We start from the raw sequence: 21,169 nt of genomic DNA, 5'->3' as shown, positions 1-21,169 counted from the left end.
CGATGACGAAACCGACGTTTTTACGCCGGGTAGCCCTTGCTGCTCTGCTCTCAGGAAGCTGTTTCAGCGTGCTCGCTGCTCCCCCTCCTCCGCCTCCGCCTCCGGTGTCGTATGGCGTGGAAGAGGATGTGTTCCATCCCGTTCGCGCGAAACAGGGGATGGTGGCCTCGGTGGATGCGATGGCAACAAAGGTGGGGGTGGATATTCTCAAACAGGGCGGTAACGCTGTGGATGCCGCGGTTGCCGTGGGATATGCGCTGGCGGTGACGCATCCGCAGGCCGGGAATCTGGGCGGCGGTGGTTTTATGCTGCTGCGGACCATAGACGGTAAGACCACGGCGATCGATTTTCGCGAAATGGCACCGGCTAACGCTACACGCGATATGTTCCTTGACGATCAGGGCAATCCGGACAGTAAAAAATCGCTGACCTCCCATCTGGCTTCCGGCACGCCGGGCACAGTGGCTGGGTTCTCACTGGCGCTGGAAAAATATGGCACCCTGCCGCTCAACAAAGTGGTGCGTCCGGCGATCAAGCTGGCTGAAGAGGGTTTTGTGGTTAACGATGCGCTGGCGGACGATCTGAAAACCTACGGTAGTGAAGTGTTGCCGAATCACGAGAACAGCAAAGCTATCTTCTGGAAGGATGGCGAACCGCTGAAAAAGGGCGACAAGCTGGTGCAGAAAAACCTGGCAAAAAGTCTGGAGCTGATTGCGGAAAAGGGGCCGGAGGCTTTCTATAAAGGGGCGATTGCCGACCAGATTGCGCAGGAGATGCAGAAAAACGGCGGGTTGATGACTAAAGAAGATTTGGCGGGCTACCAGGCGGTAGAGCGCACGCCGATCGGCGGCGACTATCGCGGGTATCAGGTCTTCTCAATGCCGCCCCCGTCCTCTGGCGGGATCCACATCGTGCAGATCCTGAATATCCTTGAAAATTTCGACATGAAGAAATACGGCTTTGGCAGTGCGGACGCCATGCAGGTGATGGCGGAAGCGGAGAAACAGGCCTACGCCGATCGTTCGGAATACCTGGGCGACCCGGATTTTGTGAACGTGCCGTGGCAAGCGCTGACCAACAAAGATTACGCCAAATCGATTGCTGAACGGATTGATATCAACAAGGCGAAACCTTCCAGTGAAATTCGCCCTGGTAAGCTTGCGCCTTATGAGAGTAACCAGACGACTCACTTCTCGGTGGTGGATAAAGACGGTAACGCCGTGGCGGTGACGTATACCCTCAACACCACCTTCGGGACCGGCATTGTGGCGGGTAACACCGGCATTCTGATGAATAACGAGATGGATGACTTTTCGGCCAAACCGGGCGTACCTAACGTCTATGGTCTGGTGGGGGGCGATGCCAATGCCGTTGGACCGAAGAAACGTCCGCTGTCGTCGATGTCGCCCACCATCGTGGTGAAAGACGGTAAAACCTGGCTGGTCACCGGCAGCCCTGGCGGGAGTCGTATTATCACGACCGTGCTGCAAATGGTGGTCAATAGCATCGATTTCGGGATGAACGTGGCGGAAGCCACCAATGCGCCGCGTTTCCATCATCAATGGTTGCCGGATGAGCTGCGTGTGGAGAAAGGCTTTAGCCCGGACACCCTCAAACTGCTTGAGCAAAAAGGGCAGAAGGTCGCGCTGAAAGAGGCGATGGGCAGCACGCAGAGCATCATGGTCGGGCCGGACGGCACGCTGTACGGTGCATCTGACCCACGCACCGTGGACGATTTAACCGCAGGGTATTGATTTTGTTGCCCGGTAAGCGTAGCGCCACCGGGCAATTTGTCACTTCATCCGCGCCATAAAATATGCATCGACATACTCGCCGTTACGCAGGCCGTACTTTTTGCCGGTGCCTTCAATTTCGAAACCGTATTTTTTATACACCGCCACGGCGGGCGCATTATCGACAAACACCGTTAATTCAATGCGTTCGACGCGCAGCCAGTTGTCGCACATATCGATCATGGTACGCATTAATGCGCTGGCGACCCCGTGGTTTTGCCATTGTGTATCGACACAAATACCAAAATCGGCGACATGACTCCGGCGCGGACGCTGAGCGACGGCAATGCACAGGTGTCCGACGACGCGGTCATCAATACAGGCGACAAGTTGTTTGATGCCGGGCTGTTCGGCGAGTCGTGTCTGCCACATCTCGCTGGAAGGATGAGGAACCTGTAGCGTGTTGTAATACACCTCCGGCTGGGCATGGATCTGACGAATCGCGTCGTAATCTTTGGTCTCAGCGTGGCGTATCACGATCTCACTCATTCCCGCTCTCCTTCATCGTTAATTGTGCCTTTACAGTCGCTGAGATTAAAAATGTCGTCAACCGCATTTTTTTGTAAAAATTACTGGACAACTGCGAATGAGAATGATTATTATTGCTCTGCGTTCAGGAAGACCCTTGCGGAGAAACCTGAAAGCACGACATTGCTCACATTGCTTCCAGTATTATTTTAGCCAGCCGGGTGCTGGCTTTTTTTTTGGGATTTTTTTCAGCCTGGCTTACTTGTCATTTTGTCCCCGGGAAGTGCTCGAGCTCCTCACGTACATTAAGTACGCTCCGGTTGCTGTGCGCAGGCCGTGAATTATCTGCCTGCGCCACTCACGCCCGAGGCGCGAGCAATCCGTTTCCAGGTGCGCCAGCGCGCCCTCAAGGACTTCCCGCATTTAGTCTCCCTCCGCTTTGCGCTATGGTGTAGGTCATCACCTTCTGAAAGGACAGCATCATGACCTTACATTGCGCATTTATCGGGTTCGGCAAGAGCGCGACTCGCTACCATCTTCCGTACGTTCTCAACCGTAAAGACACCTGGCATGTGGCCCATATTTTTCGCCGTCACGCGAAGCCGGAAGAGCAGGCACCCATCTACTCACACATCCATTTCACCAGCGATCTTGATGAAGTGTTCAACGACCCTGAGGTGAAACTGGTCGTCATCTGTACCCACGCGGACAGCCATTTTGACTACACGAAACGGGCGCTGGAAGCCGGAAAGAACGTACTGGTTGAGAAGCCATTCACCCCGACGATGGTTGAAGCGAAGGTGCTGTTTGAACTGGCGCAAAACAAAGGGCTGACGGTGACGCCGTATCAGAACCGTCGCTTTGATTCCTGTTTCCTGACCGCCAAAAAAGCGATTGAAAGCGGTAAGCTTGGTGAGATTGTGGAAGTGGAAAGCCACTTCGATTACTACCGTCCGGTTGTGGAAACCCACCCCGGTTTGCCGCAGGATGGCGCGTTCTATGGCCTGGGCGTACACACCCTGGATCAGATAATCTCGTTGTTTGGTCGCCCGGACCATGTGGCCTACGACATCCGCAGCCTGCGCAATAAGGCCAATCCGGATGACACCTTTGAAGCGCAGCTGTTTTACGGCGATGTAAAGGCGATTGTCAAAACCAGCCATCTGGTGAAAATCGACTATCCGAAGTTTATCGTTCACGGCACCAAAGGTTCGTTTATCAAATACGGTATTGATCAGCAGGAAACCAGCCTGAAGGCCAACATCATGCCGGGTGAACCGGGCTTTGCGGCGGATGATTCCGTTGGCGTGCTGGAGTACGTCAACGATGAAGGCGTGACGGTGAAAGAAGAGATCAAACCGGAAACGGGCGACTATGGTCGTGTCTACGACGCGCTGTATGCCACTCTCACCACCGGCGTGCCAAATTACGTCAAGGAATCTGAAGTTCTTACCAATCTTGAAATTCTCGAACGGGCATTTGAACAGGCCTCTCCTGCCACCATCAGCCTCGCCCGATAAGCCGGATTGGCTCCTCCTGAGTTGTTCATAATTTTTGAACAGAGGAGTCAATTTTCACCCTCTATGATTGATGGTGGATTCGGTCCACACTTACTCCATCGAAAACATCTGGGGGTGAACACAATGATCTACTTACGCAAAGCAAACGACCGTGGCCACGCGAATCATGGCTGGCTGGATTCCTGGCATACCTTCTCTTTTGCGGATTACTACGATCCAAACTTTATGGGCTTCTCGGCACTGCGCGTGATTAACGACGACGTGATCGACGCTGGTCAGGGGTTCGGTACTCACCCACATAAAGACATGGAAATCCTGACCTACGTGCTGGAAGGCGCAGTAGAACACCAGGACAGCATGGGCAATAAAGAGCAGGTTCCGGCGGGTGAATTCCAGATTATGAGCGCGGGGACCGGGATCCGTCACTCTGAGTACAACCCGAGCAAAACGGATCGTCTGCGTCTGTATCAGATCTGGATCATTCCGGAAAAAACCGGCATCACGCCGCGTTATGAGCAGCGCCGCTTCGACGCCGCGCAGGGCAAACAGCTGGTGCTGTCGCCGGACGCTCGCGACGGCTCGTTGAAAGTGTACCAGGATATGGAGCTGTACCGCTGGGCGCTGGTGAAAGGCGAGCAGTCAGTACATCAGATTGCCGCTGAACGTCGCGTCTGGATCCAGGTGGTAAAAGGTGAGGTGAGCATTAACGGCACTAAAGCCACTACCAGCGACGGTCTGGCGATTTGGGATGAGCAGGCTCTGTCAATTCATGCTGACAGCGATAGCGAAATCCTGCTGTTTGATCTGCCTCCTGTATAAATAATTACGCAACCTTCCCTTTAAACGGGGAAGGTTGTGCTTTGTCCGTGATAAACTGAGCAAATCTCTCACTTATGATTTCTCAGGACGATGAAGAAGAAAAGACCCGTACTTCAGGATGTAGCCGACCGCGTTGGCGTGACCAAAATGACGGTCAGCCGCTTTTTGCGTAATCCGGAGCAAGTTTCCGTCGCCCTGCGGGGCAAGATCGCTGCTGCACTTGATGAACTGGGTTATATTCCCAATCGCGCACCTGATATCCTCTCCAACGCCACCAGCCGGGCCATTGGCGTTTTACTGCCCTCGTTAACCAACCAGGTTTTTGCCGAAGTTTTACGCGGCATTGAGGCCGTGACGGACGCGCATGGCTATCAAACCATGCTAGCGCACTACGGTTATAAGCCGGAGATGGAACAGGAGCGTCTGGAATCGATGCTCTCGTGGAACATTGATGGTCTGATCCTGACTGAACGTACCCATACGCCGCGCACGTTGAAAATGATCGAAGTGGCCGGAATTCCGGTGGTTGAACTGATGGACAGTCAGTCACCTTGCCTCGATATCGCTGTCGGTTTTGACAACTTTGAAGCCGCGCGTCAGATGACCGCCGCGATTATTACACGCGGGCATCGCCACATCGCTTATCTGGGAGCACGTCTCGACGAACGTACTATCATCAAACAGAAGGGTTATGAGCAGGCGATGCTGGATGCGGGTCTGGTACCCTACAGTGTGATGGTGGAGCAGTCTTCTTCTTACTCCTCGGGTATTGAGCTTATCCGTCAGGCGCGTCGTGAGTATCCACAACTGGACGGTATCTTCTGTACCAACGATGACCTGGCGGTGGGCGCAGCTTTTGAATGTCAGCGTTTAGGGCTGAAGATCCCGGACGACATGGCAATTGCGGGTTTCCACGGCCATGATATCGGCCAGGTGATGGAGCCGCGTCTGGCCAGCGTGCTGACGCCGCGCGAGCGAATGGGCAGCATTGGCGCAGAACGTCTGCTGGCGCGCATCCGCGGGGAGAGCGTCACGCCAAAAATGTTAGATTTAGGTTTCACCTTGTCACCGGGTGGATCTATTTAAGCCAACAAGTTTGAAGTAGCTCACACTTATTCACTTCTCGCACGTTTGGATATTGCTTCTGTTTTAGTCAGGCTGGACAATGTTACCGATAACAGTTACCCGTAACAATTCCTGATTCTTGTACTGTGGGGGCACCACTTTGAGCACGACTAACCATGATCACCACATTTACGTTCTGATGGGCGTATCGGGCAGTGGCAAATCCGCTGTCGCCAGCGAAGTAGCGCATCAACTGCATGCCGCGTTTCTTGATGGCGATTTTCTCCATCCGCGTCGCAACATTGAGAAAATGGCGTCTGGTGAACCACTCAATGATGACGACCGTAAGCCGTGGCTGCAGGCGCTGAATGATGCGGCGTTTGCGATGCAGCGTACCAACAAGGTTTCGCTGATCGTCTGTTCCGCGCTGAAAAAACACTACCGTGACCTGCTGCGTGACGGTAACCCGAACCTCTCTTTCATCTACCTGAAAGGCGATTTCGACGTGATCGAAAGCCGTCTGAAGGCGCGTAAAGGCCATTTCTTCAAAACCCAGATGCTGGTGACGCAGTTTGAAACGCTGCAAGAGCCGGGTGCTGACGAAAACGATGTACTGGTGGTGGATATCGATCAGCCACTGGAAGGTGTTGTTGCCAGCACCATTGAGGTCATTAATAAAAGGCAGTAAGTTTTGAGTACATTAACGCTTGTTTTAACGGCAGTAGGCTCTGTTCTGCTGCTGTTGTTTTTAGTGATGAAGGCGCGTATGCACGCCTTCGTTGCTTTGATGGTGGTGTCTATTGGTGCAGGTCTCTTTTCCGGTATGCCGCTCGATAAAATCGCGGCGACAATGGAAAAAGGGATGGGAGGTACGCTGGGTTTCCTGGCGATTGTGGTCGCTCTGGGAGCAATGTTCGGCAAGATTTTGCATGAAACGGGCGCGGTCGATCAGATTGCGGTCAAGATGTTGAAATCCTTCGGCCACAGTCGCGCACACTATGCGATTGGGCTGGCGGGGCTGATTTGCGCGCTGCCGCTGTTCTTTGAAGTGGCGATTGTACTGTTGATTAGCGTCGCGTTTTCGATGGCGCGTCACACCGGTACGAACCTGGTGAAGCTGGTGATTCCGCTGTTTGCGGGCGTGGCGGCTGCCGCCGCATTTCTGCTGCCAGGGCCGGCGCCGATGCTGCTCGCCTCTCAGATGCACGCCGACTTCGGTTGGATGATTCTGATTGGCCTGTGCGCCGCGATTCCTGGGATGATCATCGCCGGGCCGCTGTGGGGCAACTTTATCAGCCGCTACGTTGAGCTGAATATTCCTGACGATATTACCGAACCGCACCTGGGCGAGGGCAAAATGCCGTCCTTCGGCTTTAGCCTGTCGCTGATCCTGCTGCCGCTGGTGCTGGTGGGGCTGAAAACCATCGCCGCACGCTTTGTGCCGGTCGGTTCTACGGCTTACCAGTGGTTCGAATTTGTCGGTCACCCGTTCACCGCAATTCTGGTGGCTTGTCTGGTGGCGATTTACGGCCTGGCGATGCGTCAGGGGATGCCGAAAGATAAGGTGATGGAGATCTGCGGTCACGCGCTGCAACCGGCGGGGATCATCCTGCTGGTGATTGGTGCAGGCGGCGTCTTCAAGCAGGTGCTGGTGGATTCCGGCGTGGGCCCGGCATTGGGCGAAGCGCTGACCGGGATGGGTTTACCGATTGCCATTACCTGCTTCGTGCTGGCGGCGGCGGTGCGTATCATTCAGGGCTCCGCGACCGTGGCCTGCTTAACGGCGGTGGGTCTGGTGATGCCGGTGATTGAACAACTGAACTTCTCTGGTGCGCAGATGGCGGCGCTGTCTATCTGCATCGCGGGCGGTTCGATCGTGGTCAGTCATGTGAACGACGCCGGTTTCTGGCTGTTCGGGAAATTCACCGGTGCGACAGAAGCACAAACGCTGAAGACCTGGACGATGATGGAAACCATCCTCGGGACCGTCGGCGCCATTATTGGGATGATTGCGTTTCAACTGTTGAGCTGATGTTTGTCGGGTGGCGCTTGCGCTTACCCGACCTACAAAAACCGCAAATACCAGGCCCGGTAAGCATAAAAGCGACCGGGCTTTTTTACGCTTTTATCCCTTCATCCACATCCGAATACCGTCCAGGAACATCTGGGTCGCCATCATCACCAGAATCAATCCCATCAGGCGCTCCAGCGCGTTCACCCCTTTCTCACCCAGCAGACGCAGAAACAGCGACGACTGCAGCAGGATCGCAAAGGTCCCGCCCCAGGCCAACAGCAGGGCAATCACCAGATGTCCCATCTGATTCGGATACTGATGTGATAACAGCATCAGCGTGGCCAAAATGGTTGGACCGGCCACTAACGGGATCGCCAGCGGGACAATAAAGGGCTCTTCACCTGCCGGAAGTCCGGCACTGTTTCCGGTGGCGCTGGGGAAAATCATCTTGATGGCGATCAGAAACAGGATAATGCCCCCGGATATTGAAACCGTTTCGGCTCGCAAATTAAGAAATGCGAGAATTTTCTCGCCCGCAAAAAGAAAGATCAGCATCAGCAACAGCGCAATGAAAAGCTCGCGCACCATTATCGCCCGACGCCGTTTCGGCTCGGTATGTTTCAGTACGGACATGAAAATGGGCAAGTTACCGAGCGGATCCATAATCAGGATCAATAAAACGGCTGCAGAAATGATTTCATTCATAACTCAAATTCCCTGATAATTGCCCTGGACTTTCTGCTCGCTTAAGCAGCGGGATAAGTCGCATTACTGATGGCATCGCTATCATTGATTAAATTCACTTGCGACTTTGGCTGCTTTTTGTATGGTGAAGGATGAGCCAGTAGGACACTGGTCAGCATACACAGCACACATCTTTGCAGGAAAAAAACGCTATGAAAAATGTTGGTTTTATCGGCTGGCGCGGTATGGTCGGCTCTGTTCTCATGCAACGCATGGTTGAAGAGCGCGACTTCGACGCCATTCGCCCTGTTTTCTTTTCAACTTCCCAGCTTGGGCAGGCAGCGCCGACGTTCGGCGGCACCTCGACCGGCACACTTCAGGACGCTTTCGATCTGGACGCGCTGAAAGCGCTCGATATCATCGTGACCTGTCAGGGCGGCGATTATACCAACGAAATCTATCCAAAGCTTCGTGAAAGCGGATGGCAGGGTTACTGGATTGACGCCGCCTCTTCATTGCGCATGAAAGATGACGCGATCATCATTCTCGACCCGGTAAACCAGGATGTCATCACCAACGGCCTGAACAAAGGGATTAAAACCTTTGTTGGCGGTAACTGTACCGTCAGCCTGATGCTGATGTCGCTGGGCGGCCTGTTTGCTCACGACCTGGTGGACTGGGTGTCGGTTGCGACCTACCAGGCGGCCTCCGGCGGCGGCGCGCGCCATATGCGCGAACTGCTCAACCAGATGGGCCAGTTGCATAGCTACGTGGCTGACGAACTGGCAACCCCTTCTTCCGCCATCCTCGATATCGAACGCAAAGTCACCCAACTGACCCGTAGCGGTGAACTGCCGGTGGATAACTTTGGCGTCCCGCTGGCGGGCAGTCTGATTCCGTGGATCGACAAACAGCTTGATAACGGCCAGAGCCGCGAAGAGTGGAAAGGTCAGGCGGAAACCAACAAGATCCTCGACACCGCGTCAGTCATCCCGGTAGATGGCCTGTGCGTGCGCGTCGGCGCGCTGCGCTGCCACAGTCAGGCGTTCACCATTAAGCTGAAAAAAGATGTTTCCATTCCGACCGTGGAAGAACTGCTGGCGGCTCACAATCCGTGGGCGAAAGTGGTGCCAAACGATCGGGATATCACTATGCGTGAGTTAACCCCAGCGGCCGTTACCGGTACGTTGACCACGCCGGTTGGCCGTCTGCGTAAGCTGAACATGGGACCGGAGTTCCTGTCAGCCTTTACGGTGGGCGACCAACTGCTATGGGGGGCAGCAGAGCCGTTGCGCCGCATGTTACGGCATCTGGCGTAACCGCGTTTGTTTATATTCAAGGGGTGCTGAGTCACCCCTTTTTATGCGTAAAAAAGGAGTAAACGCAGATGTATTATCTTTATGCAGGAGTTAATTAAAGTGTTGGCTATTCTTTAAGGGTGTCCTGATCGCAGTATCAGGGCTTTACCTGAAGGTAGGACGGGGCAGAGAGGATGCACAATTGTGCTGCGCCGTTCAGGTCAAAAAAAGTGTCACTGGCTGATGTCGAAAATCAGTTGGAGGAGTGACACCAAAAACAGGATGAAAACCATGTCCGATCGAATCGATAGAGACGTGATTAATGCGCTAATTGCAGGCCATTTTGCGGATCCTTTTTCCGTACTCGGTATGCACCAGACCTCTGCCGGACTTGAAGTCCGCGCACTTTTACCTGACGCCACTGAAGTGTGGGTGATTGAACCTAAAACCGGACGCAAAGTCGGCAAACTGGACTGCCTCGACTCACGCGGTTTTTTCAGCGGTGTATTACCTCGCCGTAAAAATCCTTTTCGCTACCAACTCGCTGTTGTCTGGCATGGCCAGCAAAATCTGATTGATGATCCCTACCGTTTTGGCCCCCTGATTCAGGATATGGATGCCTGGCTGCTGTCTGAAGGCACCCATTTGCGTCCGTATGAAACCCTGGGGGCGCACGCGGACACGATGGATGGCGTCACGGGCACCCGTTTCTCCGTCTGGGCGCCGAACGCGCGTCGCGTTTCCGTGGTTGGGCAATTTAACTTCTGGGATGGTCGCCGTCACCCGATGCGTCTGCGCAAAGAAAGCGGCATCTGGGAACTGTTCATCCCCGGCGCGCAGCATGGTCAGCTCTACAAATATGAGATGATTGACGCCAACGGCAACCTGCGGGTTAAGGCCGACCCTTACGCCTTTGAAGCGCAGATGCGTCCGGAAACGGCCTCGCTCATTTGCGGTCTGCCCGAAAAAGTGGAACAAACCGAGGCGCGTAAAAAAGCCAACCAGTTCGACGCGCCAATCTCCATCTATGAAGTGCATCTGGGCTCGTGGCGTCGACATACCGACAATAATTTCTGGCTGAGCTACCGCGAACTCGCCGATCAGCTCATCCCGTACGTGAAATGGATGGGGTTCACCCATATCGAGCTGATGCCGGTGAACGAGCATCCGTTTGACGGCAGTTGGGGCTACCAGCCTACCGGTCTTTATGCGCCAACGCGTCGTTTCGGCACGCGCGATGATTTCCGTTATTTCGTGAACGCCGCGCATCAGGCGGGTCTGAACGTGATCCTGGACTGGGTGCCGGGCCACTTCCCGTCAGATGATTTTGCGCTGGCCGAATTTGATGGCACCAAACTGTACGAACATAGCGACCCGCGCGAAGGGTATCACCAGGACTGGAATACGCTTATCTACAACTATGGTCGTCGTGAGGTCAGTAACTATCTGGTGGGTAACGCCCTGTACTGGATTGAACGCTTTGGTATTGACGCCCTGCGCGTGGATGCCGTGGCGTCGATGATCTATCGCGATTACAGTCGCAAAGAGGGCGAGTGGATCCCCAACGAATTTGGCGGCCGCGAAAACCTGGAAGCGATTGAATTTCTGCGCAACACCAACCGCATTCTCGGTGAGCAGGTACCGGGAGCGGTGAGCATGGCGGAAGAGTCGACGGATTTCGCCGGCGTCTCTCGTCCTCAGGATATGGGCGGCCTGGGCTTCTGGTACAAGTGGAACCTCGGCTGGATGCACGACACCCTCGATTACATGAAGCTGGATCCGATTCATCGTCAGTATCATCAGGATAAGCTGACTTTCGGCATGCTCTACAACTACACCGAAAACTTTGTTCTGCCGCTGTCGCATGACGAAGTGGTACACGGTAAGAAATCGATCCTTGACCGTATGCCGGGCGACGCGTGGCAAAAATTTGCCAACCTGCGCGCCTATTACGGTTGGATGTGGGCCTTCCCGGGCAAGAAATTGCTGTTTATGGGCAACGAATTTGCTCAGGGACGCGAGTGGAACCATGATGCCAGCCTCGACTGGCACCTGCTTGAGGGCGGCGACAACTGGCACCACGGTGTACAGCGGTTGGTACGCGACCTCAACCAGACCTACCGTTACCACAAAGCGTTGCATGAACTCGACTTTGATTCCTACGGCTTTGAATGGCTGGTGGTAGATGACAACGAACGTTCGGTACTGGCGTTTGTCCGCCGCGACAAGGTCGGGAATGAAATTATCGTCGTCAGTAACTTCACGCCGGTGCCGCGTCACGGTTATCGCTTTGGCGTCAATCAGCCGGGTAAATGGCGCGAAATTCTCAATACCGATTCAATGCACTATCACGGCAGCAATGCCGGGAACGGCGGAGCGGTACATACCGATGAGATTTCCAGCCACGGACGCCCGCAATCGCTGAGTCTGACCCTGCCGCCGCTGTCGACAATCTGGCTGGTGCGGGAGGCGGAATGACGCAACTGGTTGCCGGCAACGCCACACCGCATGGCGCAACGTATGACGGACATGGCGTGAATTTCACGCTCTTTTCCGCGCATGCTGAGCGCGTTGAACTGTGTGTGTTTGACGCGTCAGGCAATGAGCAGCGCTACGACCTGCCAGCGCGCACCGGGGATGTCTGGCACGGTTATCTGGCTGGCGCCCGTCCCGGTCTGCGCTATGGCTACCGCGTGCATGGCCCGTGGCAGCCCGCGCAGGGGCACTGGTTTAATCCGGCGAAGCTGCTGATTGATCCCTGCGCGCGTCGCGTAGAGGGCGACCTGAAAGATGACCCGCTGATGCATGCGGGTTATGACCAGCCGGATCATCGCGATAACGCCACCATTGCGCCGAAGTGCGTGGTGACAGCCGATCGCTATGACTGGGAAGACGATGCCCCACCGCGCACGCCGTGGGGCAACACCGTGGTCTATGAAGCGCACGTCAAAGGATTAACCTGTCTGCATCCGCAGATCCCGCCGGAGATTCGCGGTACGTATAAAGCGCTCGGTCATCCGGTGATGATCAACTACCTGAAGCATTTGGGTATTACCGCGCTGGAACTGCTGCCCGTGGCGCATTTCGCCAGTGAACCGCGTTTACAACGGTTGGGGCTGTCGAACTACTGGGGCTACAACCCCGTTGCGCTGTTTGCACTGCATCCGAGCTATGCCTGCTCGCCAGAGACGGCGCTGGACGAATTCCGCGATGCCGTTAAGGCGCTGCACAACGCGGGTATTGAGGTCATCCTCGACATTGTGCTCAATCACAGTGCTGAGCTGGATCTGGACGGACCGCTCATCTCCCTGCGCGGAATCGACAACCGTAGCTATTATTGGATCAGAGAGGATGGCGATTATCACAACTGGACCGGTTGCGGTAACACGCTCAATCTCAGCCATCCTGGCGTGGTGGAGTATGCCCTTGAATGTCTGCGTTACTGGGTCGAAACCTGCCACGTTGATGGTTTTCGATTTGACCTGGCATCGGTGATGGGGCGCACGCCGGCGTTTCGCCAGGATGCGCCGTTGTTTACCGCCATCAAACAGTGCCCGGTACTGTCCGCCGTTAAGCTTATCGCTGAACCGTGGGATATCGGGGCTGGCGGGTATCAGGTGGGGAATTTCCCCGCGCCGTTCGCTGAGTGGAACGATCATTTTCGCGATGCGTCACGCCGTTTCTGGCTACAGCGCAATCTGTCGCTTGGTGAGTTTGCCGGGCGCTTTGCGGCCTCCAGCGACGTGTTTAAGCGGGATGGGCGCAAACCTTCTGCTTCCATCAATCTGGTCACCGCGCATGACGGTTTTACGCTCAGAGACTGCGTTTGCTTCAATCAGAAACACAATGAGGCAAACGGAGAGGAAAATCGGGACGGAACCGACAATAACCATAGCAATAATCATGGTAAAGAAGGATTAGGCGGCACTCTGGAGGTCGTCGAACGTCGACGCGACAGCATTCATGCGTTGCTGACGACGCTTTTACTTTCTCAGGGAACGCCAATGTTGCTGGCCGGTGATGAACATGGACACAGTCAGCATGGCAACAACAACGCCTACTGTCAGGACAATGCGTTGACCTGGCTGGACTGGTCGCAGGCGAGCGGGGGATTAATCGATTTTACCGCCGCATTGATAAAACTGCGCCAGCAAATCCCGGCGCTGGTGGGAGACCATTGGTGGGAAGAGGGAGATGGCAACGTGCGCTGGCTTAACCGCCACGCGCAACCATTGAGTGCGGATGAGTGGCAAAACGGGCCAATGCAGATGCAAATCCTGCTGTCGGACCGTTTTCTTATTGCTATCAATGCCGCGCTTGATACCGCTGAAATTGTTTTACCTGAAGGGGAATGGCGTGCTGTTCCCCCCTTTGCCGGAGTGGATAATCCGGTAATTACGGCTGTCTGGCCGGGACCTGCGCACGGACTGTGTGTGTTCCAGAGATGATCAAAAAGGAGTTAGTCATGGTGAGTTTAGAGAAGAATGACCGTTTAATGTTGGCGCGCCAGTTGCCGTTGAAATCTGTTGCCCTGATTCTGGCTGGAGGACGTGGCACCCGTCTGAAAGATTTAACCAACAAGCGCGCAAAGCCGGCCGTTCACTTTGGTGGTAAGTTTCGTATTATCGATTTTGCGTTATCCAACTGTATTAACTCCGGGATCCGCCGTATTGGCGTCATCACACAATATCAGTCTCATACTCTGGTACAGCATATTCAGCGTGGTTGGTCATTCTTCAGCGAGGAGATGAATGAATTCGTCGATTTGCTGCCTGCCCAGCAGAGAATGCAGGGCGAAAACTGGTATCGCGGCACGGCAGATGCGGTGACGCAAAACCTCGATATCATCCGTCGTTATAAGGCGGAATATGTGGTGATCCTGGCGGGTGACCATATCTATAAGCAAGACTATTCGCGCATGCTGATCGACCACGTAGAGAAAGGCGCGCGCTGCACCGTGGCCTGTATGCCGGTGCCGATCGAAGAGGCCAGCGCGTTCGGCGTAATGGCGGTCGATGAAAACGAGAAGATCATTGAATTCGTGGAGAAACCGGCCAACCCGCCCGCAATGCCAGGCGATGCCACGAAATCCCTCGCCAGTATGGGGATCTACATTTTTGATGCCGATTACCTCTATGAGTTGCTGGAAAAGGACGACGGCGACGACGGCTCCAGCCATGACTTCGGCAAAGATATCATTCCGACCGTCACCAAAGCTGGCATGGCTTATGCACATCCCTTCCCGTTGTCCTGCGTCCAGTCGGATCCTGAGTCCGAGCCGTACTGGCGTGATGTCGGAACGCTGGAAGCGTACTGGAAAGCGAACCTCGATCTGGCATCCGTGACCCCAGAACTGGATATGTACGATCAGAACTGGCCGATTCGCACCCACATGGAATCGCTTCCGCCGGCAAAATTTGTGCAGGACCGCTCGGGCAGCCACGGCATGACGCTGAACTCGCTGGTTTCTGGCGGCTGTATTATTTCCGGTTCAGTGGTCGTGCAGTCCGTTCTGTTCCCGCGCGTGCGGGTGAATTCATTCTGTAATATTGATTCGGCAGTGTTGTTACCTGAAGTCTGGGTCGGCCGCTCATGTCGCCTGCGTCGCTGTATTATCGATCGCGCCTGCGTTATCCCTGAAGGCATGGTGATTGGTGAAAATGCGGAAGAAGATGCCCGTCGCTTCTATCGTTCCGAGGAAGGCATTGTGCTGGTGACGCGCGAAATGCTGCGCAAACTGCAGGTCAAACAGGAGTGAGAATGCAGGTTTTACATGTATGTTCGGAAATGTTTCCCCTGTTGAAGACAGGGGGTCTGGCAGATGTGATTGGCGCGTTGCCGGCAGCGCAAATCGCGGATGGTGTGGATGCCCGCGTTCTGCTGCCCGCGTTCCCCGACATTCGTCGGGGCATCACGGATGCGCAAGTGGTCAGTCGCCGCGACACCTTCGCGGGCAGGATTAGCCTGCTGTTTGGTCATTACAACGGCGTGGGCATTTACCTGATTGATGCCCCGCATCTCTACGATCGTCCGGGGAGTCCGTATCACGATACGAACCTGTTTGCCTACACCGATAACGTGCTGCGTTTTGCACTGTTGGGATGGGTTGGATGTGAAATGGCCTGTGGGCTTGATCCATTCTGGCGCCCGGATGTGGTGCACGCGCACGACTGGCATGCCGGCCTGGCGCCTGCGTATCTGGCCGCGCGTGGACGTCCGGCGAAATCGGTATTTACCGTGCACAACCTGGCGTATCAGGGCATGTTTTATGCACAGCATATGAATGACATCCAACTGCCATGGTCGTTCTTTAACATGCATGGCCTGGAGTTTAACGGTCAGATTTCATTCCTGAAGGCCGGCCTGTACTACGCCGACCATATTACGGCGGTTAGCCCGACCTACGCGCGGGAGATTACCGAGCCGCAGTTTGCCTACGGTATGGAAGGACTGCTGCAGCAGCGCCATCGTGAAGGGCGTCTTTCCGGCGTTCTGAACGGGGTTGACGAGAAAATCTGGAGTCCGGAGACGGATCTCTTGCTGGCGTCGCGCTATACGCGTGATTCACTGGAAGAGAAGGCGGAAAACAAACGCCAGTTGCAGATAGCGATGGGACTGAAGGTGAATGACAAGGTTCCGTTGTTTGCCGTCGTCAGCCGACTGACCAGCCAGAAGGGGCTGGATCTGGTGCTGGAGGCGCTGCCGGGACTTCTGGAGCAGGGCGGACAACTGGCGCTGCTGGGGGCGGGCGATCCGGTGCTGCAGGAAGGTTTCCTTGCTGCCGCTGCGGAGTATCCTGGTCAGGTTGGCGTACAGATTGGCTATCACGAAGCGTTTTCGCACCGCATTATGGGCGGCGCGGACGTTATTCTGGTGCCGAGTCGCTTTGAGCCGTGCGGCTTAACGCAACTCTACGGACTGAAGTACGGCACGCTGCCGCTGGTACGGCGTACCGGTGGACTGGCTGACACGGTGTCCGACAGTTCGCTGGAAAACCTTGCCGATGGCATCGCCAGCGGGTTTGTGTTTGAGGACAGCAACGCCTGGTCTCTGCTGCGGGCCATCCGGCGCGCATTCGTGCTGTGGTCTCGACCTTCGCTCTGGCGGTTTGTGCAACGGCAAGCGATGGCGATGGATTTTAGCTGGCAAGTCGCGGCGAAGTCATACCGCGAGCTTTACTATCGCTTGAAATAGATATTCAGGAATCATCATTATGAATGCTCCATTTACCTATGCATCGCCGACTCTGAGCGTAGAAGCGCTTAAGCACTCTATTGCTTACAAGCTGATGTTCACGATTGGTAAAGACCCGGTTATTGCCAATAAACATGAATGGCTGAACGCGACGCTGTTTGCGGTGCGCGATCGTCTTGTGGAGCGCTGGCTGCGTTCTAACCGTGCCCAACTGTCACAGGAAACGCGCCAGGTTTATTACCTGTCGATGGAGTTCCTGATTGGGCGTACCCTTTCCAATGCGCTGTTATCCTTAGGGATTTATGACGATGTCCAGGGCGCACTGGAAGCGATGGGGTTAGATCTTGAAGAGCTCATCGATGAAGAAAACGATCCGGGTCTCGGTAACGGTGGCCTCGGGCGACTGGCGGCCTGTTTCCTCGATTCGCTGGCAACCTTAGGGCTGCCGGGGCGCGGCTACGGCATCCGCTACGACTACGGGATGTTTAAGCAGAACATTGTCGATGGACGACAGAAAGAGTCTCCCGATTACTGGCTGGAATACGGCAACCCGTGGGAATTTAAACGCCATAACACGCGGTACAAAGTCCGCTTTGGCGGGCGTATTCAGCAGGAAGGCAAGAAAACGCGCTGGCTTGAAACCGAAGAGATCCTCGCGGTTGCGTACGATCAGATTATCCCCGGTTATGATACAGACGCTACCAACACGTTGCGTCTGTGGAATGCGCAGGCCAGTAGCGAAATCAACCTCGGTAAATTCAACCAGGGGGATTACTTCGCCGCAGTGGAAGATAAAAACCACTCTGAGAACGTGTCGCGCGTACTGTATCCGGATGACTCCACCTACTCCGGGCGCGAACTGCGTCTGCGTCAGGAGTATTTCCTGGTCTCCTCTACGATACAGGATATCCTGAGCCGTCACTATCAGCTGCACAAAACCTACGACAACCTCGCGGATAAGATTGCCATTCACCTGAATGATACACACCCGGTGCTGTCAATTCCGGAACTGATGCGACTGTTGATCGATGAGCATCAGTTCTCCTGGGACGACGCGTTTGAAGTGTGCTGTCAGGTCTTTTCCTACACCAACCACACGCTGATGAGCGAAGCGCTGGAAACCTGGCCGGTGGATATGCTGGGTAAAATCCTGCCGCGCCACCTGCAGATCATCTTTGAAATTAACGACTACTTCCTGAAAACGTTGCAGGAGCAGTATCCGAACGATACTGGTCTGCTGGGACGGGCGTCGATTATTGACGAGTCCAACGGTCGTCGCGTGCGTATGGCGTGGCTGGCGGTCGTGGTGAGTCATAAGGTGAACGGTGTTTCCGAATTGCACTCTAACCTGATGGTTCAGTCGCTGTTCGCGGATTTTGCGACCATCTTCCCGACCCGTTTCTGCAACGTGACGAATGGTGTGACGCCGCGCCGCTGGCTGGCGCTGGCGAACCCGCCGCTTTCCGGGGTTCTGGACGAGAACATTGGCCGTACATGGCGTACCGATCTGAGCCAACTGCATGAACTCGAACAGCACTGCGATTTCCCGCTGGTCAATCATGCGGTACGTCAGGCGAAGCTGGAAAACAAAAAGCGGCTGGCAAACTATATTGCGCAGCAACTCAACGTGGTGGTGAATCCGAAATCGCTGTTTGATGTCCAGATCAAGCGCATTCATGAGTACAAGCGTCAGTTAATGAATGTGCTGCATGTGATTACGCGCTACAACCGCATTAAGGCCAACCCTGATGCGCAGTGGGTGCCGCGGGTGAATATTTTTGCCGGTAAGGCCGCATCGGCCTATTACATGGCGAAGCACATCATTCACCTGATTAATGACGTTGCGAAGGTCATCAATAACGATCCGCAGATTGGCGATAAGCTGAAGATCGTGTTTATCCCCAACTACAGCGTGAGCCTGGCGCAGTTGATCATTCCGGCGGCGGATTTGTCCGAGCAGATTTCACTGGCGGGGACGGAAGCCTCCGGCACCAGCAACATGAAGTTTGCGCTGAACGGCGCATTGACTATCGGTACGCTGGACGGGGCGAACGTGGAGATGCTGGAACACGTTGGCGAAGAGAACATCTTTATCTTTGGTAACACGGCGGAAGAGGTCGAAGAACTGCGCAGGCAGGGCTATAAGCCGCGTGAGTATTACGAAAAAGATGAGGAACTGCATCAGGTGCTGACGCAAATCGGCAGCGGCATGTTCAGTCCACAAGAGCCTGGACGCTATCGTGATTTGGTGGACTCGCTGATCAACTTTGGTGACCACTATCAGGTGCTGGCGGACTACCGCAGCTATGTTGATTGTCAGGACAAGGTGGACGAGTTGTATGGTCGCCCGGAAGAGTGGACCGCCAAAGCGATGCTCAATATCGCCAACATGGGCTATTTCTCCTCTGACAGGACCATCAAGGAGTATGCTGACACCATCTGGCATATTGATCCGGTGCGGTTGTAAGTTGTCACGTTAACAAAAGGAGCCCCCGGGCTCCTTTTTTGTGCGCGGTGATGGCGCATTGATATGGAATAATAACCGTCTGCTGGTGTATAGTGTCCGAGGAATTAATTATAATTAATTGATAAATTTATGAAAAAAATCACAACATCGATTCCCGCCCTCGACAAAATTATGCGCGTCTTCGCTTATCTGATGGAATGTGATGGCGCAACGTTCACGCAGATTCATCAGAATTCAGGGATCGCAAAAAGTAGCACCTCCTCTTTACTGACGGGCATGGTTGCGCATGGCTTATTGCGTCAGGAAAAAGACAAATACTATTTGGGGTTACGTCTCTACGAATTAGGGAATAAAGCCGCACAACAGTACGATATTAAAAAAATAGCGTTGCCGGTGCTGGAAGAAATTCGCGATGCGACAGGCTTAACCTGTCATCTTGGCGTGCTTGAGGGCGACTCCCCCATTTATCTTCTCAAGCTCGAAAGCCCACAGGCGATTGTGATACGCAGTTGGGAAGGTAAGCGCCTTTCGCTGCATAGTTCCGGTCTGGGGAAAGTGCTGATTGCCTGGCTTAATTCGGAAGACCTGGATGAACTGCTGCCGCCCGATCAGGTTCTGACGCGCTATACCGAAACGACGATTACCGATGTGAATATCCTGAAGCAGGAATTAGCCGGGATCCGTCAGCGTGGCTGGGGCTATGATAACGAAGAAGATTCTTTGGGCGTGCGTTGCATCGCTGTGCCCATATTTAATGCCGAAGGAAAGGTAGTGGCGGCATTGAGCGTATCCGGTGTGGCGTTCCAGATCCCGGATGAAAAACGAGAAGCGCTTGCCACACAAATGATGGATGCCAGTCGTCGCCTGTCGTCGATGCTGCGCTAGTCTTTTCGCCGGGATGGGGAAAGAAAAGGCGGGCGTTAAGCCCGCTGATCAGGGTTACAATCCGGCGCGCTGTAAAACCTTTTTCAGGCTGGCGATGTGGGCCTCATTTGCCGGCTGCACTGGCGGCATGACCTCTACCGGGATATCAATGCCGCTGAGCTGAATGGCTTTTTTGATAATTCCGAAGAAAGGGGTATCCAGACTGTAAATGGTTGATAACGCGGAGAGTCTGCGTTGCAGGTGGAACAGGGTCTCATACTCTTTTTCGCACCAGGCGCGATAAATTCCACAGGTTAATTGTGGAGCAAAGTTAGCCGTCGCCGGGATCCCGCCATTTCCCCCCATAATCAACGTGTCCATCATATATTCATCGTAACCAGAGAAAATAACAAACTCAGGGCGAACCGGTCGTACGGTATTGATGATTTCGCGAATATGACTAATGTTATCCACCGTATCTTTTATGCCAATGATATTGGGAATGTCATGCGCTAGTCGGGTAATTAAATCAATACTGAGATCCTGGCCGGTGAGCGCCGGAAAGTTATAGAGAATAACCGGCGTTTTGATGCTTTCTGCAACGGTTTTGAAATGATGATAAATATAATCATCGGTCAGCCTGGCATAATAAGGATTGAGGACCAGGACGGCATCCACTTCCAGACGGTCGGCATGCAGACCGTAATCAATAACGTCTTGCGTGCAGGTACTGCTGATCCCTAACAGCACGGGAATTCGATGATTGATATGTTTAACACAAAACTCGGCGGCTTCCAGACGCTGCTCTTTTGTCATGTGGCAGAACTCACCGCCGCTGCCAAGCAATAATACACCGTTTACCTGGTTCGCAATAAGGTGGTCGAGTAAGGTTGCCATCCCTTTTTTATCTAGCTCTCCCTGCGCATTAACAATGGTGGGAACTGGCGGAAAGACACCGTTGAATTTTTCTGTTTGCATAATGA

Annotated in this window: 16 protein-coding genes; 13 read left to right on the top strand and 3 right to left on the bottom strand. The window is 54.3% G+C overall.

All coding sequences use genetic code 11. The features are described 5' to 3' along the window. The first annotated feature begins 2 nt into the window (after positions 1-2). Entirely contained in the window at positions 3-1,754 is a 1,752-nt protein-coding gene (gene ggt, locus OGY35_RS07320; protein WP_286631846.1) for a gamma-glutamyltransferase, read from the top strand. Positions 1,755-1,793: 39 nt separating this feature from the next. On the opposite strand, the gene yhhY is transcribed toward ggt, so the two are convergent. Then, positions 1,794-2,282 (bottom strand): N-acetyltransferase, encoded by a 489-nt coding sequence (yhhY, locus tag OGY35_RS07315; protein WP_178825009.1) that lies wholly within the window; start codon positions 2,280-2,282, stop codon positions 1,794-1,796. A 461-nt stretch (positions 2,283-2,743) separates the two neighbouring features. Here yhhY and OGY35_RS07310 point away from each other — a divergent pair, with 461 nt between their 5' ends. From OGY35_RS07310 to gntU, 5 genes are all read left to right on the top strand, one after another. Next, complete coding sequence (locus tag OGY35_RS07310) at positions 2,744-3,781, top strand: oxidoreductase (RefSeq protein ID WP_286631845.1); 1,038 nt, start codon at positions 2,744-2,746, stop codon at positions 3,779-3,781. Positions 3,782-3,904: 123 nt separating this feature from the next. Further along, positions 3,905-4,600 carry a pirin family protein gene (locus tag OGY35_RS07305; RefSeq protein WP_044253806.1) on the top strand — a complete coding sequence of 232 codons (696 nt, stop codon included), beginning with the start codon at positions 3,905-3,907 and terminating at the stop codon, positions 4,598-4,600. Between the two features lie 90 nt (positions 4,601-4,690). Next, the gene (gntR, locus tag OGY35_RS07300) at positions 4,691-5,686 is read left to right on the top strand and encodes a gluconate operon transcriptional repressor GntR (protein WP_152400352.1); all 996 of its coding nucleotides are present in this window, start codon (positions 4,691-4,693) and stop codon (positions 5,684-5,686) included. A gap of 139 nt (positions 5,687-5,825) precedes the next feature. Continuing rightward, positions 5,826-6,353 carry a gluconokinase gene (gntK, locus tag OGY35_RS07295; protein WP_042322982.1) on the top strand — a complete coding sequence of 176 codons (528 nt, stop codon included), beginning with the start codon at positions 5,826-5,828 and terminating at the stop codon, positions 6,351-6,353. Between the two features lie 3 nt (positions 6,354-6,356). After that, positions 6,357-7,697 (top strand): gluconate transporter, encoded by a 1,341-nt coding sequence (gene gntU, locus OGY35_RS07290; RefSeq protein WP_200040915.1) that lies wholly within the window; start codon positions 6,357-6,359, stop codon positions 7,695-7,697. Positions 7,698-7,790: 93 nt separating this feature from the next. Here the strand turns inward: gntU and yhgN are convergent, their stop codons facing one another. Then, complete coding sequence (gene yhgN, locus OGY35_RS07285; protein ID WP_042322978.1) at positions 7,791-8,384, bottom strand: NAAT family transporter YhgN; 594 nt, start codon at positions 8,382-8,384, stop codon at positions 7,791-7,793. 191 nt (positions 8,385-8,575) lie between these two features. Between yhgN and asd the strand changes: the two genes are divergently transcribed. The 7 genes from asd (at position 8,576) to OGY35_RS07250 (ending at position 20,207) form a co-directional block, all read left to right on the top strand. After that, positions 8,576-9,682 carry an aspartate-semialdehyde dehydrogenase gene (gene asd, locus OGY35_RS07280; RefSeq protein ID WP_286631841.1) on the top strand — a complete coding sequence of 369 codons (1,107 nt, stop codon included), beginning with the start codon at positions 8,576-8,578 and terminating at the stop codon, positions 9,680-9,682. 270 nt (positions 9,683-9,952) lie between these two features. Then, positions 9,953-12,139: a 1,4-alpha-glucan branching enzyme gene (glgB, locus tag OGY35_RS07275; RefSeq protein WP_286631840.1), complete on the top strand. Its 2,187-nt coding sequence runs from the start codon at positions 9,953-9,955 to the stop codon at positions 12,137-12,139. Next, on the top strand, positions 12,136-14,109 hold the full coding sequence (gene glgX / locus OGY35_RS07270; RefSeq protein ID WP_286631839.1) for a glycogen debranching protein GlgX: 1,974 nt from the start codon (positions 12,136-12,138) through the stop codon (positions 14,107-14,109). The genes glgB and glgX overlap by 4 nt, the downstream gene beginning before the upstream one ends. A gap of 17 nt (positions 14,110-14,126) precedes the next feature. Further along, positions 14,127-15,419, top strand: coding sequence for a glucose-1-phosphate adenylyltransferase (glgC, locus tag OGY35_RS07265; protein ID WP_178827513.1), 1,293 nt, complete (start codon positions 14,127-14,129; stop codon positions 15,417-15,419). Positions 15,420-15,421: 2 nt separating this feature from the next. Next, positions 15,422-16,855: a glycogen synthase GlgA gene (gene glgA / locus OGY35_RS07260; RefSeq protein WP_042322968.1), complete on the top strand. Its 1,434-nt coding sequence runs from the start codon at positions 15,422-15,424 to the stop codon at positions 16,853-16,855. 19 nt (positions 16,856-16,874) lie between these two features. Then, positions 16,875-19,322 (top strand): glycogen phosphorylase, encoded by a 2,448-nt coding sequence (gene glgP / locus OGY35_RS07255; protein WP_286631836.1) that lies wholly within the window; start codon positions 16,875-16,877, stop codon positions 19,320-19,322. A 129-nt stretch (positions 19,323-19,451) separates the two neighbouring features. Then, positions 19,452-20,207 carry an IclR family transcriptional regulator gene (locus OGY35_RS07250; protein ID WP_152400337.1) on the top strand — a complete coding sequence of 252 codons (756 nt, stop codon included), beginning with the start codon at positions 19,452-19,454 and terminating at the stop codon, positions 20,205-20,207. A gap of 54 nt (positions 20,208-20,261) precedes the next feature. On the opposite strand, the gene OGY35_RS07245 is transcribed toward OGY35_RS07250, so the two are convergent. After that, positions 20,262-21,167 (bottom strand): dihydrodipicolinate synthase family protein, encoded by a 906-nt coding sequence (locus OGY35_RS07245; protein ID WP_286632060.1) that lies wholly within the window; start codon positions 21,165-21,167, stop codon positions 20,262-20,264. Between the last annotated feature and the right edge of the window lie 2 nt (positions 21,168-21,169).

Origin of the sequence: Citrobacter sp. Ct235 (genome assembly GCF_030332305.1) — a bacterium.
GTDB lineage: Bacteria > Pseudomonadota > Gammaproteobacteria > Enterobacterales > Enterobacteriaceae > Citrobacter_A > Citrobacter_A telavivensis.
The sequence above is the reverse complement of the archived record's forward strand: the minus strand, read 5'-3'. Positions and strand labels throughout refer to the sequence as shown.

Coding starts and splice junctions, on each gene's coding strand:
- ggt (WP_286631846.1), top strand. CDS start 3: ATGACGAAACCGACGTTTTTACGCCGGGTAGCCCTTGCTGCTCTGCTC.
- yhhY (WP_178825009.1), bottom strand. CDS start 2,282: ATGAGTGAGATCGTGATACGCCACGCTGAGACCAAAGATTACGACGCG.
- OGY35_RS07310 (WP_286631845.1), top strand. CDS start 2,744: ATGACCTTACATTGCGCATTTATCGGGTTCGGCAAGAGCGCGACTCGC.
- OGY35_RS07305 (WP_044253806.1), top strand. CDS start 3,905: ATGATCTACTTACGCAAAGCAAACGACCGTGGCCACGCGAATCATGGC.
- gntR (WP_152400352.1), top strand. CDS start 4,691: ATGAAGAAGAAAAGACCCGTACTTCAGGATGTAGCCGACCGCGTTGGC.
- yhgN (WP_042322978.1), bottom strand. CDS start 8,384: ATGAATGAAATCATTTCTGCAGCCGTTTTATTGATCCTGATTATGGAT.
- asd (WP_286631841.1), top strand. CDS start 8,576: ATGAAAAATGTTGGTTTTATCGGCTGGCGCGGTATGGTCGGCTCTGTT.
- glgB (WP_286631840.1), top strand. CDS start 9,953: ATGTCCGATCGAATCGATAGAGACGTGATTAATGCGCTAATTGCAGGC.
- glgX (WP_286631839.1), top strand. CDS start 12,136: ATGACGCAACTGGTTGCCGGCAACGCCACACCGCATGGCGCAACGTAT.
- glgC (WP_178827513.1), top strand. CDS start 14,127: ATGGTGAGTTTAGAGAAGAATGACCGTTTAATGTTGGCGCGCCAGTTG.
- glgA (WP_042322968.1), top strand. CDS start 15,422: ATGCAGGTTTTACATGTATGTTCGGAAATGTTTCCCCTGTTGAAGACA.
- glgP (WP_286631836.1), top strand. CDS start 16,875: ATGAATGCTCCATTTACCTATGCATCGCCGACTCTGAGCGTAGAAGCG.
- OGY35_RS07250 (WP_152400337.1), top strand. CDS start 19,452: ATGAAAAAAATCACAACATCGATTCCCGCCCTCGACAAAATTATGCGC.